This is a genomic window from Micromonospora sp. NPDC047557 (genome assembly GCF_043205095.1).
Classification (GTDB): domain Bacteria; phylum Actinomycetota; class Actinomycetes; order Mycobacteriales; family Micromonosporaceae; genus Micromonospora.
In genome coordinates this window covers 31392-46475 of the sequence record NZ_JBIDDK010000008.1, presented here as the reverse complement: position 1 = coordinate 46475, position 15084 = coordinate 31392, and the positions used below count along the sequence as shown (strand labels likewise).

Below are 15084 nucleotides of genomic sequence, written 5' to 3'. Positions count from 1 at the left end.
TCGCCGCCGGTGCTGGGGTCAGCGTCCGGCCAGGGTGGCGCGGATCGGGGTGGTCTTCGCGGCGGCTTCGGCGACCTCGGCGGCGGGGTCGCTGTCCCAGGTGATGCCGCCGCCGGCCCAGGTGTGCAGGGATTCGCCGTCGGCGGCGGCGGTGCGGATGGTCAGGCCGAGGTCGACGCGGCCGGGTGCGACCCAGCCGAGCGCGCCCATGCTGGCGCCGCGGCCGACGGGTTCGAGGGCGGCGATGTGGGTCAGGGCGGCGAGTTTCGGGGCGCCGGTGACGGAGCCGCCGGGGCAGGTGGCGCGCAGCAGGTCGGCGAGGCCGAGGCCGTCGGCGGCGGCTGCCCGTACGGTCGATTCGGCCTGCCACAGGTCGCACCAGCGGCGTACGGCGAACAGGTCGTCGACGGTGACGGTGCCGGTGCGGGCGACGCGGGCGAGGTCGTTGCGTTCCAGGTCGACGATCATGATGTGTTCGGCGCGTTCCTTGGCGCTGGTGAGCAGTTCGACGCGGCCGGCGGCGGTGGCGGGGCGGGTGCCCTTGATGGGTCGAGTGATCAGGTGCCCGTCGCGGACCTCGATGAGGGTTTCCGGGGAGGCACAGCCGATGGCCCAGCCGTCGCCGGTGAGGACACCGCCGTAGCGGGCGCCGGGCAGCGCGCCCAGGCGGCGCAGGACGGGCAGCGGGTCGCCGGTGTAGGGGGCGACGGCGTGGCCGACGAGGTTGGCCTGGTAGACGTCGCCGCGGCCGATGGCGGCGCGGATGGCGTCGACGGCCGCGGCGTGCTGCTCGGGTGTCCAGCTGTCGGTCCAGTCGCCGAGCCACCAGGGTGTCGCCCCGCGGGCGGGGGCGCGCCGGGTGGGGCCGTGGTCGTAGACGACGACGGCGAGGTCGGGCAGGGCCGGGGCGGGTTCGGGCGCCGCGGTGGGGGCGCCGGCCAGGTGTGCTCCGGCGGCGGCGGACAGGTAGAGCGCGGCGCCGCACACCCCGGTGTCGTGGTGGGTGGGTGCGGGGCGGGTGAGGTCACGCAGGTTCAGGCCGTGCGCGGCGAGGAACTCCTCGGCGAGGACGGCGGGGTCGCCGCCGTCGGTGCGGCGCCAGTGCAGGCGGGCGCGTTCAGCGAGCGCGTCGCGACACGCGGTGGGCGCGGCCGGCACATCGACCAGCACCTGTGGGAGCGTTTCCACGCCGTATGGTCCGACCTTCCTCATCCGTTCAGTGGATTTCCCGTACGCCGGGCCGGCACCTGCTCGATGCTGGACACTTTCGCTTGGTACTGTGCGTCACTGGTCATGTGAACCATGACACAGTGCCCCCACAGTCCGGAGAACCCGATGTGCCAGCACCAACCGACCTGCCCCTCCGCTGAAGCCACCGACCGGGAAGCCGCCCGGGTCCTCGCCTGCTTCCCTGAGCAGGGCTGGAGCCTGCTCTGCAACGGTGTCATCGTCTTCGAGGACACCGGCGAGCTGCTCCCCGACGGCAGCAGCATCGCACCGCACCGCGGCCCCGCCCGCCACGCTCTCGTGGCCTGAACGACCACCCAGAGTTACCACACCGCTGCCGTCGACCCAGGCTAGTCCCCCGGTACGGGACGTCTCCGCCCAGGTCGCGGCGCAGCCGGGGCGGCCAGAACCGCCCGCCCCGGCCCGCCGACGTCAGTCCTCGAACGCCTCCGGCGACGGGCACGAGCAGACCAGGTTCCGGTCCCCGTAGGCGCCGTCGATGCGCCGCACCGGCGGCCAGTACTTCCCCGCCCGGTCGGTCCCACCCGGGTACGCGCCCACCGACCGCGGGTACGGGTGCGGCCACTCGTCGCCGCTGACCATCGCCGCGGTGTGCGGCGCGTTCGCCAGGGGGTTGTCCCCCGCCGGCCACTGCCCCGACCCCACCTGGTCGATCTCCGCCCGGATCGCGATCATCGCGTCGCAGAACCGGTCCAGCTCGGCCAGGTCCTCGCTCTCGGTCGGCTCCACCATCAGCGTCCCTGCTACGGGGAACGACATCGTCGGCGCGTGGAAGCCGTAGTCGATCAGCCGCTTCGCCACGTCGTCGACGCTCACGCCGGTGGCCTTCGTCAACGGCCGCAGGTCGAGGATGCACTCGTGCGCCACCAGGCCCTTGTTGCCGGCGTACAGCACGTCGAAGTGCCCGCGCAGCCGCGCCGCCACGTAGTTCGCGGCGAGGACGGCCACGCCGGTCGCCCGGGTGAGGCCCTCGGCGCCCATCATCCGCAGGTACGCCCACGGGATCGGCAGGATCCCCGCCGACCCGTACTTCGCCGCCGAGATCGCCGGGGTGGCGTCGGCGTGCGCGCCGAGCGGGTCACCGGGCAGGAACGGCGCCAGGTGCGCGCGCACCGCCACCGGTCCCACACCGGGGCCGCCGCCGCCGTGCGGGATGCAGAACGTCTTGTGCAGGTTCAGGTGCGACACGTCCGCGCCGAACGTGCCCGGCTTGGCGAACCCGACGAGGGCGTTGAGGTTCGCCCCGTCGACGTACACCTGACCGCCGGCGTCGTGGACCTTTGCGCACAGCGACGCGATGCCCGTCTCGTACACGCCGTGCGTCGACGGGTACGTCACCATGATCGCGGCGAGCGCGTCGCGGTGCTTGTCGATCTTCGCGTCCAGGTCGACGAGGTCGACGTTGCCGTCGTCGTCGCAGGCCACCACGACCACCCGCATGCCGGCCATCACCGCGCTGGCCGCGTTGGTGCCGTGCGCCGACGACGGGATCAGGCACACGTCGCGGTGCGTGTCACCCCGCGACGCGTGGTAGGAGCGGATGGCCAGCAGGCCGGCCAGCTCACCCTGGGAGCCGGCGTTGGGCTGCACGCTGACCGCGTCGTAGCCGGTCACCTCGGCCAGCCACGACTCCAGCTGCCCGATCATCTCCCGGTACCCGGCGGTCTGGGAGTCCGGCGCGAACGGGTGGATGTGCGCGAACTCCGCCCAGCTGACCGGCTCCATCTCGGTGGTCGCGTTCAACTTCATCGTGCACGACCCGAGGGGGATCATGCCCCGGTCCAGGGCGTAGTCGAAGTCCGACAGCCGCCGCAGGTAGCGCAGCATCGCCGTCTCCGAGTGGTGACTGCGGAACACCGGGTGGGTCAGGAAGTCCGAGGTCCGGGCCAGGTCGACCGGCAGGGCCGCGTCGGCGTCGCCGTCGAACGCGTCCACACCGAACGCCGCCCACACCTCTCGCAGGTGCGCGTCGGTGGTCGTCTCGTCGCAGGACATCCCCACCCGGTCGGCGTCGACCGGTCGCAGGTTCACCCCACGCTCGGCGGCCGCCGCGACCACCTCGGCGGCCCGGCCCGGCACGCGCGCGGTGACGGTGTCGAAGAACGCGACGTCCGCGACGTCGACGCCGCCGGCGCGCAGCCCGGCCGCGAGCCGCGCCGCCATGGCGTGGGTACGCGTCGCGATGGCGCGCAGCCCGTCCGGGCCGTGGTAGACGGCGTACATGCCGGCCATCACGGCGAGCAGCACCTGCGCGGTGCAGATGTTGCTGGTGGCCTTCTCCCGCCGGATGTGCTGCTCGCGGGTCTGCAACGCCAGCCGGTACGCCGGGTTGCCGTCCGCGTCGCGGGACACCCCGACCAGGCGCCCGGGCAGCATCCGCTCCAGGCCCGCGCGGACCGCCAGGTAGCCGGCGTGCGGCCCACCGAAGCCCATGGGTACGCCGAAACGCTGGGTGGTGCCGGCGGCGATGTCCGCGCCGATCTCCCCCGGCGCGCGCAGCAGCGTCAACGCCAGCAGGTCCGCGGCGACGGTCACCAGGGCCCCGACCGCGTGGGCCGCCTCGACGAGCCGCGCGTGGTCCCGTACCGCCCCGGACGCGCCCGGGTACTGCAGGTGCAGGCCGAAGAACTCGGCCGGCAGCTCGTCGCGCTCGACGTCGAGGACCCGCACGTCGATGCCGAGCGGCACCGCCCGGCTGGTGATCACCGCGATGGTCTGCGGCAGGGCGTCGGCGTCGACGACGTACACCCCGCTCTTGCTCTTGGACGCGCGCCGCGCCAGGGTCATGGCCTCTGCGGCGGCGGTGCCCTCGTCGAGCATGGAGGCGTTCGCGGTGGCCAGGCCGGTCAGGTCGGTGACCATGGTCTGGAAGTTCAGCAGCGCCTCGAGGCGGCCCTGGCTGATCTCCGGCTGGTACGGCGTGTACGCCGTGTACCAGGCCGGGTCCTCCAGGACGTTGCGGCGGATCACCGCCGGGGTGTGCGTGCCGTGGTAGCCCAGGCCGATCATGGAGACGGCGACGGTGTTGCGGGCCGCGAGGGCCCGCAGCTCGGCGATCGCCTCGGCCTCGGTGGCCGGATCCGGCAGGTCGAGGGTGCCGTGCCAGCGGATCACCTCGGGGATCGCGGCGTCCATCAGCTCGTCGATCGAGTCGTGCCCGACGACCTCAAGCATCCGACGCTCATCGTCGGGGCCGGGACCGATGTGACGGGTGGCGAACTGCTCTACGGACATCAGGGGCGCTCCCGGGCGAGGTCGACGGATCGGCCTCCCCCTCTGTCGCGCCCGCACAGCGCTCCACAGTGCCTGCCCACGAGGTCCTTTTGCCTGAGAGGTTCCGGGGAGGATTTGCCCCTTCGGCGCCGCCCCTGCTGCTGTCGGGCGGTCTCTCCCACGTGGGTGGTACCGGCATGGTCAACGCTACCAGCGCCGGTGTTTCCGGCAGATGTCCTACCCCGGTGACGTCACACGCCGGCCGGCGTGGCCAGCGGGGCGGCCCCGCCGACGACCCGGTCGGCCAGCACCGGCAGCAGCGCCCCCAGCGGCGCGTCGAGGCACACCGTGGCGTACCCGTCACCCCGGGTCGGCCCCTGGTTGACGATCGCGACCGGAATGCCGTTTTTCGCGGCGCGGATCACGAACCGGCGCCCGGACATGACAGTCAACGACGACCCGAGCACCACCACCGCGCGCGCCTGCTCCACCAGCGCGAAACACCGCGCCACCCGCTCGGACGGCACCGTCTCGCCGAAGAACACCACGTCCGGTTTCAGCATCCCCGTCCCGCAGATCCCGCAGTCCACCGGCCGGAACCCGGCCACCTGCTCGTCGGGGAGATCCACATCACCGTCCGGGTTGACGGCGGCGACGCGGGCCACGAAGTCCGGGTTGGCCTCGCGCAGCCGCCGGTCCACCTCCTCCCGGGAGGTCAGGTTGCCGCAGTCCAGGCAGACCACCTCGTCGAGACGGCCGTGCAACTCGACCACCCGGTCGCTGCCCGCGGCGCCGTGCAACCCGTCGACGTTCTGCGTGATCACCGCGTCGACCAGGCCGGCGCGTTGCAGCCGCGCCACCGCCCGGTGCCCGGCGTTCGGCGCCGCCCGCGCGATCAACCGCCACCCCAGGTGGCTGCGCGCCCAGTACCGCCGCCGAGCGAGGGGATCCCGGGTGAACGCCTGGAAGGTCATCGGGGTGTGCCGGCGGGCCACCCCACTGGGCCCCCGATAGTCCGGGATACCCGATTCGGTGGACAGGCCCGCCCCGCTGAGCACCACCACCTGACCGCCGGCCACCAGCGAGGTCAACGCCTCCAGGCTCTTCGTCACCCCTTCATGCTGCCTCAGCGCACCCGCCGACGACGAACCTGTGGTGGCTCCTACACCGCGGCGACGTCGGCGACGACGCAGGCGATGTTGTCGGGCGCCCCCGCGGCCCGCGCCCGATCGATCAGGCCCCGCACCGCGTCGGCGGGATCGGCCGCCGCGACCAGCGTCGAGCGCAGGTCGGCGCGGTCCACGACCGCGGACAGCCCGTCGGAGCACAGCAGGTACCGGTCACCCGGCAGCGCCGTCCGCAGCGCCAGGTCCGCCTCGACCTGCTGGCCGCCACCGAGGGCGCGCACCAGCACCGCGCGCCGGGGATGCGCGGCGGCCTGTTCCCGGTCGAGCCTGCCCTGATCCACCTCGGCCTGCACCCACGTGTGATCCTGCGTCAGCAGGGACAACTCGCCGCCGCGCAGCAGGTACGCCCGGGTGTCACCGATGTGCACCAGGACCAGGTGGGATCCGCTGCGCAGCAGCGCGGTCAGCGTGGTGGCCGGCCGGTGCTCGCCGGTCGCCAACCCCCGCACGATCCGGTCGGCGTCGGTCACCGCCCCCGCCACCTTCGTCAACAGCTCGACCGCCGGCGCGTCGGTGAGTTCCACCGACCGCAGAGCGTCGATGGCGGCGGCGCTGGCGGCAGCGCCACCCGGCCCGCGCATGCCGTCGGCGACGGCGAGCAACCGTTCGCTGGCGTACGCGGCGTCCTCGTTGCTGTCGCGCACGGCCCCCATCTCACAGGCAGCGGCGGATCGGACGGCACGTGTGGGATTCGTCTGAGACATGGTGGTGCCCCCTTCGGACAGGTGGTCCACGAGGATGGCCGCGAGCCGCGCCCGCGCCGACGTGTCATCGGTGACTCCCCGCCAGTACGCGGCGACCGCCTCGGCCGCCGCCGCGGGCTCCAGAGCGCACACGACGCGGATCGTCGCCAGCGGCATGCCGATGCGACGCAGCTGGGCCACCAACCGGGCCAGCGGCAACTGCGCCGGGTCGTAGAGCCGGTAACCGGACTCGGGATCGACCGCCGCCGGCAACAGAAGCCCCACCTCGTCGTACAGGCGCAACGCCTTCGGTGTCAGCCTCGCCGCGTGCGCGAACGCCCCGATGGTCAACAGCTCCACGTCGGCATCCTCCTCGCGCCGGTCACCCCGACCGGCACGCACCAGGCTGGGGGTTACCCCACGGTGAAGGTCAAGGCCGCACGCCGCTATCGACCGGTAGGTTGGGCGTATGCGCGTCGTCATCGCCGGAGGCCACGGCAAGATCGCCCTGCTGCTGGAGCGGCACCTCGCCGACCGCGGTGACACCACGGTCGGCCTCATCCGCAACCCCGCCCAGGCCGACGCCCTGCGCGCCGCCGGCGCCACGCCCGTCGTCTGCGACCTGGAACACGCCGACGTCGCCGACGTCGCCGCGCATCTGCACGACGCCGACGCGGTGATCTTCGCCGCGGGCGCGGGCCCCGGCAGCGGCGCCGCCCGCAAGGACACCGTCGACAGGGCCGCCGCCGCGCTGCTCGCCGACGCCGCCACCAGCGCCGGCGTCCAGCGTTACCTGCTGGTCTCCTCCATGGGCGTGGACGACCCACCCGCCGCCGGCACCGACGAGGTGTGGGCCGCCTACCTGCGGGCCAAGCGGGCCGCCGAGGACGACCTGCGCGCCCGTGACCTGGCCTGGACAGTCCTGCGACCCGGCCGCCTCACCGACGACGAACCCACCGGCCGCGTCACCCTCACCCGACACGCCGACCGGGGCGCCATCAGCCGCGCCGACGTCGCCCACGTCCTCGCGGCCCTGCTCGACGAACCCCGCACCGCCGGCACGACCCTGGAACTCGTCGACGGACCGACGCCGATCGCCGACGCCGTCCGCGCCGCCACGACCTGACGGCGACCGGCCCACGGCTTCCACGCAGCTTCCACGCCACTTGCATCGGCTCTCGGGACAGTGGTCTCACGGGGCACCACGGCGGCCCCGCAGGCACAGGTCACAGCCGCGAGCAGCGACGCCTCGAGCGTCCGAGAGGAGAAACCATGTCTCGCAACGTCAAGCGGGCCCTGGTGCTGGCCGGTGGAGTGGTACTCAGCCTGGCGGTGGTGGCACCCGGCCCCGCCCAGGCCGCGTCGAAGACCGCCTACACCAGCCCGTCCGGATACGGCTATGCCACGTTCAACACCTCGACGCGGAAGCTGACGGTCCAGGACACCAACGGCGACAGCCGGCGGGTCGTCGCGTTTGTCTACAACGAGAGCCTGGGCGGGCTGTTCATCCTCGGCGCCCAGGACGCCAACGGCAGCAACGGAACGCCGGGCACCGCGACCGCACCGAGCGGCAGTTACCACTCCGGTGACACCCTGTCGATCGAGGTGTGCAGGCGTAACGGATCCGCCGGAGCGGACACCGACTGCGGCTGGGCCACCGTCATCGCCTAGGGCCTGTTTCACAAGGGCGGTCGAGCCGAGGCGGAGTCCAGACGACGACCGGCCAGTTCTTACAAAACGGGCCCTAGGGCCCGTTCGTCAGCGGGTGAAGGCTGGCCGACAACTCGGGGGGATGCCTGGGGTCCGCCGCACGGCGGACCCCAGGCGCCCCGGCATCACCGCTGGTGGTGACGCGGCAACGCCGCCTGCCCCACCACGCCCCCCACGAAGGGCGCCCCCGGCGTCTCCTTCGCGATGCGGTCCATCGTGCGCGCCAACTGCTCACTGCCGTCGTCGAGATGCCGCGCCGCCGCCTGCATGTGCGACACCATCATCTCGCCGAAGATCCGCAACGCCTCCCGGGTCGCCACCGTGTCGTCGAAGCTCGGCCCGGCCGTACTGCGGTACTCCGCCACCGCCCGCTCGGCCTCCTGCTTCGCCTCCTCCGCCGCGGCCCGCATGTAACTCTCGTACTGCAACCGGGCGTACTCGGCGACCCGCCGCGCGTAGTCGTGCGCCTGCGCGATGATCTGCTCGGCCTCCCGCTGCGCCGCCGACAGCAGATTCACCTCCTTGGCCGCCGGCACCTTCGCCGCCGCCGGAGTGCTCGGGATCACCCCGTGGCGGTGCAGCTCCACCCGGTCGGTGAGCCGCTCGTTCTCCGCCCGCAGATTCGCGATCTGCGTCGCCAACAGATCCAACTCGTCGGCGACCTGCACCCGGAACCGGTCCACGTCCGCGTTGTCGTAGCCACGCCGCGCGAACGGCGCCGTCCCGAACTCCCACCGGCGAACCCGGTCGGAGGTCATCCGCACCTGCACACCGCCGGACACCTGAATCCCGTCGTACCGGCTGATCGGGGTCGCGCTCACCTCTCACCCCCCTCACTCGACTGCTGGACCGCCGTACGCCACGCCGGGCCGTACCACTGCTTGCCCAGACCCTCGTGATGCACCTGACCCTCGTGGTAACCCGCCCGAGCCAACGTCTGCACCGCGTGCGACACCATCTCGTCCGACCCGCACACGTACACGTGCCGCGAACGCCAGTCACCATCGGCCAACGCCCGGTCCACCGCGTACACGAACTCACCCGGCCGGTTCGCGTCGGCGCCCACCACGTACGTCACGGTCAACCACGGACACGACGACGCCAGCTTGTCGATCGCGTCGCTGTCGTAGAACTCGCTGCGCGACCGCGCACCCACGTACAGATCCACGCGACGACCGGAACCCTCCGCGGCGACCTGCTCCACCAGGGCCTTCACCGGCGCCCAGCCGGTGCCCGACGCCAGCAGCAACAGATCACTGGAACCCGCCGCCCACAACGCCAGGCGCTCCCCCACCGGAGCGGCCAGATGCACGCGGTCCCCCACCGCCGAGCCGTACACCAGCCGCGACGACACCGCGCCACCCGGAGCGGCCCGCACATGCAACTCCAGCGTGCCGTCCGCGCGCGGCGCGTTCGCCGGCGAGTAGTACCGCCACGACCGCACCGACGGATGCGACACCCCGATCGACTGACCCGGGGTGAACGGCAACAGGTACTGCGGACGCACCGTCAACACCGCCACGTCGAACGCCCGCCGCTCATGGGACACGATTTCCGCCACCCACCACGGCGGGTTCACCGCCTCTGCGGCCTGCGCCGCCTCCGTCATCACCTGCGCGATCAGCCCGTACGCCGCCGCCCAGTCCTGGGCCAGCTCATCGGTCCACTGCTCGGCGAGAAAATGCTGCAACGTCGCCAACAGCGCCTCACCGACCGCCGGATAGTGCTCCGCGCGGACCGCGAACTTACGGTGATCCGCGCCGAGGTCCTGCAGGAAACCCACCAGCCGATCGACCTGATCCACGTGGGACACGATGTGGCCCAGCGCGGTGACCAGGCGGTCCCGCTGCCCCGCCATGTTCGTGGGAAACATCTGCCGCGTCTCGGGATGCGCCAGAAACAACGTCGAATAGAAGTAGAGCGGCACCTCGTCGCCGTGCCCGGCGACGAGGGACCAACTCTGCTTGAGTCGGGCCGCGTCCACGCTCAGGCGCCCGGACGCTCTCCGGTGGCCACCACCTGGTCCTGCACCTGCGCCAGCACCGCCCGCACGTCGTCCTGCACGTCGGCCGGAACACCCAACTCGGTCAGCGTCGCGATCAGGTACTCACCGACCTTGGCGTAGTGCGCCACCGGAATGCCCAACGGCTGGTGCGCCTCGGCCAACCCACGACCGGTGTACTCGTTCGGGCCGCCCAGCACCACCGTCAACATCAACGCCAGGTGCCGACGCTGGCCCGCCATGTCCACAGTGGCGAAATAACCCGCCAACTCAGGATCGGCGAGCACCTTGTCGTAGAACAGCTCCACGGCCGCCTTCACCGAACTCGCTCCGCCGATGCGGTCGTAATTCGAGGTGGAAGCGGTCTCTTCCGTAACCGTCACGGTCGTTCCTTCCGGGGTGACAGGTCGCGCGCGCGGTGACGCGCAGGGGCAACGGCCACCGACGCCACACCGTCATGCCACGGCGGCACACCGGGGACCGTGACGGACCATAGCGTGCCCGCGACCTCCGGTCAGGGCCCCCCTATCGGTTTCCCGACAGTCGACGCACACGCATCGTCACCACAGGGGACCCCGAAGATCCACCCACGGCAACCAGAAGATCACCCACGGTATCCACTATGGAAAACGTCACCCGGGGAAGCGTCACCCGGACGCCGCGACCTGACCCACAGTCACCAGAAGGCCCTAGCCAAAAAAGGTCACCCGTATCGACGGACCGGCCACCAGCGGACGCGCAGCGCGACTCAGCCGGCCCGCCGCCGCGCCCGCCGCGCCGCCAACTCGTCACCCACCGGATCAGACGAGGACCCCACCACCGGCTCCGCCGGGCCGCTCGCCGCCGGCTCCGCCGGCAGATGCGACAACGACCCTTGGATCTCCTTGAACGCCCCACCGATCGCGATCCCGAAGACGCCCTGCCCACCCTGCAACAGGTCGACCACCTCCTCCGGAGACCGGCACTCGTACACCGTCGTCCCGTCGGAGATCAGCGTGATTCCCGCCAGATCCTCCACACCACGCGACCGCAACGCCTCGATCGCCTTGCGGATGTTCTGCAGGGACACCCCCGCGTCCAACAACCGCTTCACGACCTTCAACACCACCAGATCGCGGAACGAGTACAACCGCTGCGTCCCCGAACCCGACGCGTCCCGGACGCTCGGCACCACCAGCGTCGTACGCGCCCAGTAATCCAACTGCCGATAACTGATGCCCACCGCGTGGCACGCCGTCACACCTCGGTAGCCCACCGAGCCGTCACCCTCAGTCGCCACACCCGGCGACGACGCACCCGGCTCACCCACCTGTGTACCCGGATCAGGATCCTGCGGCTCGTGCATCCGGACAACCTCCCCGTCAGTGCGGCGACGCGTCGTTTCCGGGACGCGCACCCCTCGACACGGCAACCCTAACGCCACCGTCAGGGGTTACCACGGAGGAACCGACGCGACACGCCGCGCAGCCACCGAGAAAGATCACCAACCACACGCCGACGTCACCCACCGTGACACCAGGCCGCGGAACCGAGCCACTCAGCCCGCGAAATCCTCCGGACGCACCTGCTCCAGGAACTCGCGGAACTTCTCCACCTCGTCCTCCTGCTCGTCGGGGATAACGATCCCCGCCTCGCTGAGGACCTGCTCCGCACAACGAATCGGCGCACCGACCCGCAACGCCAACGCGATCGAATCGCTCGGCCGCGCCGACACCCGCACCCCATCGCCGATCAGGAGATCCGCGTAGAACACGTTCTCCTTCAGCTCGGTGATCTCCACCGCCTGCAACGGCGCCTGCAACGCCGCCAACACATCCCGCAGAAGATCATGCGTCAACGGACGGGCCGGCTTGACCCCCTGCTGCTCATAAGCGATAGCCGTGGCCTCGACCGCGCCGATCCAGATCGGCAGATAGCGGTCGCCCTCGACCTCCCTGAGCAGGACGATCGGCTGGTTGCTGGGCAGCTCCACCCGAACTCCGACCACGCTCAGCTCGCGCACCGCCGCCTCCGTGTCGTTGTCACCTACGCCGCACCGCGCCCTTCCCTGCACGGTACACGGACCGCAACACGGTCGTCCGATGCGCTACAGCACCACGCCCGCGCCAGAGAGGGGTTACCCCGGCAAGCCTACGGCACGCTTCGGAGAAGAGATCTTTCCGCTCCACCGCCACCTGCCGGGCACCCTCACCGACCCAACGTCGACCGAAGCCCCACCCGCACCAACGCCGCGTGCAACTGCTCCGACAACGCCACCAACTCCCGCGCCGTCTCCGCCGCCCGCGCCCGCGCCGCCGGATCACTCTGCCGCGCCAACGGCGCCACCAACTGCGCGAACAACCCGACCTCACGATCGGCCGCGCTCCGGTAACCCCGCAGATGCCGCGGCTCCAACCCGTACGCCGCCAAACCCGCCACCGCCGACGCGATGATCAACGCATCCGCGTCGTACCACCCCGGCGGATCCGACACCAGCACACCGAGCCGCTCCAACTCCACAAGCGTCGACTCGTCGATCCCACTGCGGGCCACCAGCTCAGCCCGGCCGAGCCGCACCTGCGACGACTCGGCCGGCTCCACCGACTCCCGACCCGGCACCGCACCATCGGGCCCCACCGCGACCAACGCCGGCCGCGACCGCTCCGGCTGCTCGCCGGACGAATCCCACTGGGCCAACTGCTCACGGATCACCCGCAACGGCAGGTACCGGTCCCGCTGCGCGGTCAGCACGAACCGCAACCGCGCCACATCGTCCCAGCTGTACTTCCGGTAACCCGCCGCCGTCCGCTGCGGCTCGACCAGCCCCTCGGCCTCGAGGAACCGCAGCTTCGAAATCGTCGTGTCCGGGAAATCCACCCGCAACTGCCCCAGCACCTCACCGATGCTCATCAGCGGCTGGGACCGGGCCGCCCCGGGTGGCGTGGAGGCCGCAGGCTCGTTCACCCCCGGCCGGCCTCCTCCTCCGGGCGCGGACCGGCGATGAACACCACCCGGAACTTACCGATCTGTACCTCGTCACCATTGCTCAACGTGGCCGCCTCGACCCGCTCACGATTCACGTACGTGCCGTTCAGGCTACCCACGTCCCGCACCGTGAACGTCCCACCATCACGGTGGAACTCCGCGTGCCGGCGCGACACCGTCACATCGTCGAGGAAGATGTCACTGTCCGGGTGCCGGCCACTGGTCGTCACATCGTGGTCCAACAGGAACCGGGCACCCGCATTCGGGCCGCGACGAACCACCAGCAGCGCCATACCCGGCGGCAACGAACCGGACATCCGGCTCGGCACCACATCGGTGTCCGGCCCCTCCAGCACTTCGTCGAGCGAGCCGAGATTGAGCGTCGAGGTGACGTCGAGTGGGGGGAACTCGTCGTCTGGGCGCGTCATGGGACCACCTCACGGATCTGTTCGGTCGGCGTCGGGTAATGGCGGGTCTGGCCGCCGGGCGCTCGTCCACCCGGCGGCTGGCTCCCCGTGCCCGGGAAGGCAATTCCACAACGCTCAACTAATGGGTTCTTCTCGGTCGACTGGGCGAGCCTAGCCAGCGCCGAAATGCAGGGCAACCGGACGCGCGCAGACATCCCGCACACCGGATCAAGCACACTCAGCCTTCGGTGATCTTCTGGTACGCGCCCGCCGTCAGCAACCCGTCCGTCGCCGTCGGATCGTTCGGGGTGATCTCCACCAGCCAACCCGCACCGTACGGATCCGTGTTGATCAGCTCAGGGGTGTCACCCAGCGCGTCGTTGCGCGCCGCCACCGTGCCCGCCACCGGCGCGTAGATCTCCGACACACTCTTGGTCGACTCGATCTCACCCAGCGAATCACCGGCCGCGACGACCGCACCCGCCTCCGGCAACTGCACGTACACGATGTCACCCAACGCGTCCTGCGCGAAGTGCGTAATGCCGACCCGCACCGAGCCGGTACCGTCACCCGCCACCCACTCATGCTCGGCGGTGTATCGCAGATCCTCGGGAATCACCAGACGCGTCCTCATCCATCGGTGCCCCGGACCACCCGGGCCCGGCGCGGCCGCGCCGGTCAGGAGACCGGACGGGCGTGTTCCTACTTGGTCGGCGCGTGCAGCGCCGAAACCTCGGCAACCTCACGCTCCCCAAACGTCACGTTACCGCCGTCACCCCGGACCGACGCGACCACCCCACCAGGAATGTTCAACGCCGTACGCATCGTCGCCGGATCACCGATCACCGTGATGGTGTACGGCCCCGTCAATCGACGCCCCTCCACCATCAACGACCCGTCGTCCCCATTGAGGAAGTACGTCGATGCGATCACCCGCACCGTCGCCCGGTCACCACCGGAGATCTGCATCGCCTCCGCGCCCGCGCCCCGCAACTCCTGCACCGCGTCCAACACCCGGTCCGCCGTGATCGGCTTGACCCCGTTGCTGGAGAACTGCACCGTCAACCCCGGACCCACCGCCGGCAACGTGCCCGCCAGAATCCCCAGCTCGTCGGCTCGACGAGTCGCCTCGTCCAACGCCGCCTGCCGACCCTGCGCACCCGAGGCCAACTGCCGCTGGCTCTCCTCCAACGCCCGAATGTCCTGCTGGAGACGGTTCTCGCGCGCATCCAGATCCGACAGGATCCGCACCAGGTCCTCCTGACGCGTCGCCCCCAACGTCGGATCGGTCGACGTCGTCCGCAACTGCACGACAAGCGTGAACCCCAGCAACGCCAACAGCGCCGCGATCATCACCCCGGCCGCGCTGAACCGCGACCGACCCGCCGCCACCGCAGGGGCCGACTCCACCACCGGCTCGTCCACCGGCTCACCCGCCCGCGACACCGCGCTCAGGTCCACCGTCGCGCCGTCATCGACCGGGGCCACCCCGGGCTCCGCATCCGGAGACTCCGGCTCCTTCGTCGGACCGTGCGGCGCCAACGGACTCAACTCGTCCGGATCCGGCGCGTCCGGCCGCGGATCCGGCTCACCCGCCGGTCCACCCGGCCGCCCCGGTCCCGCCGGCTGCGGCCAACCCGTCCCCGTCTCCGCCTGCTCGTCGCTCATCG

Annotated in this window: 16 protein-coding genes and 1 riboswitch; of the genes, 3 read left to right on the top strand and 13 right to left on the bottom strand. The window is 71.4% G+C overall.

The window, feature by feature from the left end; genetic code table 11:
* Positions 1-18: 18 nt before the first annotated feature.
* On the bottom strand, positions 19-1212 hold the full coding sequence (locus tag ACGGAQ_RS19655) for a chorismate-binding protein (protein WP_393051210.1): 1194 nt from the start codon (positions 1210-1212) through the stop codon (positions 19-21).
* A gap of 123 nt (positions 1213-1335) precedes the next feature.
* Here ACGGAQ_RS19655 and ACGGAQ_RS19650 point away from each other — a divergent pair, with 123 nt between their 5' ends.
* A complete protein-coding gene (locus ACGGAQ_RS19650; protein WP_089000314.1) occupies positions 1336-1536 on the top strand; it encodes a DUF5999 family protein in 201 nt (66 codons plus the stop codon).
* 123 nt (positions 1537-1659) lie between these two features.
* Here the strand turns inward: ACGGAQ_RS19650 and gcvP are convergent, their stop codons facing one another.
* The 3 genes from gcvP to ACGGAQ_RS19635 form a co-directional block, all read right to left on the bottom strand.
* Positions 1660-4482 (bottom strand): aminomethyl-transferring glycine dehydrogenase, encoded by a 2823-nt coding sequence (gene gcvP, locus ACGGAQ_RS19645; RefSeq protein WP_393051207.1) that lies wholly within the window; start codon positions 4480-4482, stop codon positions 1660-1662.
* A gap of 71 nt (positions 4483-4553) precedes the next feature.
* A riboswitch (glycine riboswitch) is annotated at positions 4554-4652 on the bottom strand.
* A gap of 60 nt (positions 4653-4712) precedes the next feature.
* Positions 4713-5573, bottom strand: coding sequence for an NAD-dependent protein deacetylase (locus ACGGAQ_RS19640; protein ID WP_393051205.1), 861 nt, complete (start codon positions 5571-5573; stop codon positions 4713-4715).
* 50 nt (positions 5574-5623) lie between these two features.
* Positions 5624-6691 (bottom strand): MerR family transcriptional regulator, encoded by a 1068-nt coding sequence (locus tag ACGGAQ_RS19635; RefSeq protein WP_393051204.1) that lies wholly within the window; start codon positions 6689-6691, stop codon positions 5624-5626.
* 109 nt (positions 6692-6800) lie between these two features.
* On the opposite strand from ACGGAQ_RS19635, the gene ACGGAQ_RS19630 reads away from it, so the two are divergent.
* Together ACGGAQ_RS19630 and ACGGAQ_RS19625 are read left to right on the top strand one after the other, a co-directional pair.
* Complete coding sequence (locus tag ACGGAQ_RS19630) at positions 6801-7457, top strand: SDR family oxidoreductase (protein ID WP_393051202.1); 657 nt, start codon at positions 6801-6803, stop codon at positions 7455-7457.
* Positions 7458-7603: 146 nt separating this feature from the next.
* Complete coding sequence (locus ACGGAQ_RS19625; RefSeq protein WP_393051200.1) at positions 7604-8002, top strand: hypothetical protein; 399 nt, start codon at positions 7604-7606, stop codon at positions 8000-8002.
* Positions 8003-8166: 164 nt separating this feature from the next.
* On the opposite strand, the gene ACGGAQ_RS19620 is transcribed toward ACGGAQ_RS19625, so the two are convergent.
* From ACGGAQ_RS19620 to ACGGAQ_RS19580, 9 genes are all read right to left on the bottom strand, one after another.
* Complete coding sequence (locus ACGGAQ_RS19620; protein WP_393051198.1) at positions 8167-8862, bottom strand: DivIVA domain-containing protein; 696 nt, start codon at positions 8860-8862, stop codon at positions 8167-8169.
* Positions 8859-10025, bottom strand: a complete 1167-nt coding sequence (locus ACGGAQ_RS19615) for a globin domain-containing protein (protein WP_355138783.1) — start codon at positions 10023-10025, stop codon at positions 8859-8861. The genes ACGGAQ_RS19620 and ACGGAQ_RS19615 overlap by 4 nt, the downstream gene beginning before the upstream one ends.
* A 2-nt stretch (positions 10026-10027) precedes the next feature.
* Complete coding sequence (locus tag ACGGAQ_RS19610; RefSeq protein WP_393051196.1) at positions 10028-10426, bottom strand: group 1 truncated hemoglobin; 399 nt, start codon at positions 10424-10426, stop codon at positions 10028-10030.
* Between the two features lie 365 nt (positions 10427-10791).
* Positions 10792-11388, bottom strand: coding sequence for a MerR family transcriptional regulator (locus tag ACGGAQ_RS19605; protein WP_393051194.1), 597 nt, complete (start codon positions 11386-11388; stop codon positions 10792-10794).
* A 192-nt stretch (positions 11389-11580) separates the two neighbouring features.
* On the bottom strand, positions 11581-12045 hold the full coding sequence (locus ACGGAQ_RS19600; RefSeq protein WP_007460347.1) for a bifunctional nuclease family protein: 465 nt from the start codon (positions 12043-12045) through the stop codon (positions 11581-11583).
* Between the two features lie 185 nt (positions 12046-12230).
* Positions 12231-12932 (bottom strand): MerR family transcriptional regulator, encoded by a 702-nt coding sequence (locus ACGGAQ_RS19595; protein WP_393051612.1) that lies wholly within the window; start codon positions 12930-12932, stop codon positions 12231-12233.
* A 50-nt stretch (positions 12933-12982) separates the two neighbouring features.
* Positions 12983-13435 (bottom strand): FHA domain-containing protein, encoded by a 453-nt coding sequence (locus tag ACGGAQ_RS19590; RefSeq protein WP_007071101.1) that lies wholly within the window; start codon positions 13433-13435, stop codon positions 12983-12985.
* A gap of 217 nt (positions 13436-13652) precedes the next feature.
* Positions 13653-14033: a glycine cleavage system protein GcvH gene (gene gcvH / locus ACGGAQ_RS19585; protein WP_007460354.1), complete on the bottom strand. Its 381-nt coding sequence runs from the start codon at positions 14031-14033 to the stop codon at positions 13653-13655.
* A gap of 83 nt (positions 14034-14116) precedes the next feature.
* Positions 14117-15082 (bottom strand): DUF881 domain-containing protein, encoded by a 966-nt coding sequence (locus ACGGAQ_RS19580; RefSeq protein WP_393051192.1) that lies wholly within the window; start codon positions 15080-15082, stop codon positions 14117-14119.
* Positions 15083-15084: the final 2 nt, after the last annotated feature.

Coding starts and splice junctions, on each gene's coding strand:
- ACGGAQ_RS19605 (WP_393051194.1), bottom strand. CDS start 11,388: ATGCACGAGCCGCAGGATCCTGATCCGGGTACACAGGTGGGTGAGCCG.
- ACGGAQ_RS19630 (WP_393051202.1), top strand. CDS start 6,801: ATGCGCGTCGTCATCGCCGGAGGCCACGGCAAGATCGCCCTGCTGCTG.
- ACGGAQ_RS19625 (WP_393051200.1), top strand. CDS start 7,604: ATGTCTCGCAACGTCAAGCGGGCCCTGGTGCTGGCCGGTGGAGTGGTA.
- ACGGAQ_RS19590 (WP_007071101.1), bottom strand. CDS start 13,435: ATGACGCGCCCAGACGACGAGTTCCCCCCACTCGACGTCACCTCGACG.
- ACGGAQ_RS19595 (WP_393051612.1), bottom strand. CDS start 12,932: ATGAGCATCGGTGAGGTGCTGGGGCAGTTGCGGGTGGATTTCCCGGAC.
- ACGGAQ_RS19650 (WP_089000314.1), top strand. CDS start 1,336: ATGTGCCAGCACCAACCGACCTGCCCCTCCGCTGAAGCCACCGACCGG.
- ACGGAQ_RS19580 (WP_393051192.1), bottom strand. CDS start 15,082: ATGAGCGACGAGCAGGCGGAGACGGGGACGGGTTGGCCGCAGCCGGCG.
- ACGGAQ_RS19655 (WP_393051210.1), bottom strand. CDS start 1,212: ATGAGGAAGGTCGGACCATACGGCGTGGAAACGCTCCCACAGGTGCTG.
- gcvP (WP_393051207.1), bottom strand. CDS start 4,482: ATGTCCGTAGAGCAGTTCGCCACCCGTCACATCGGTCCCGGCCCCGAC.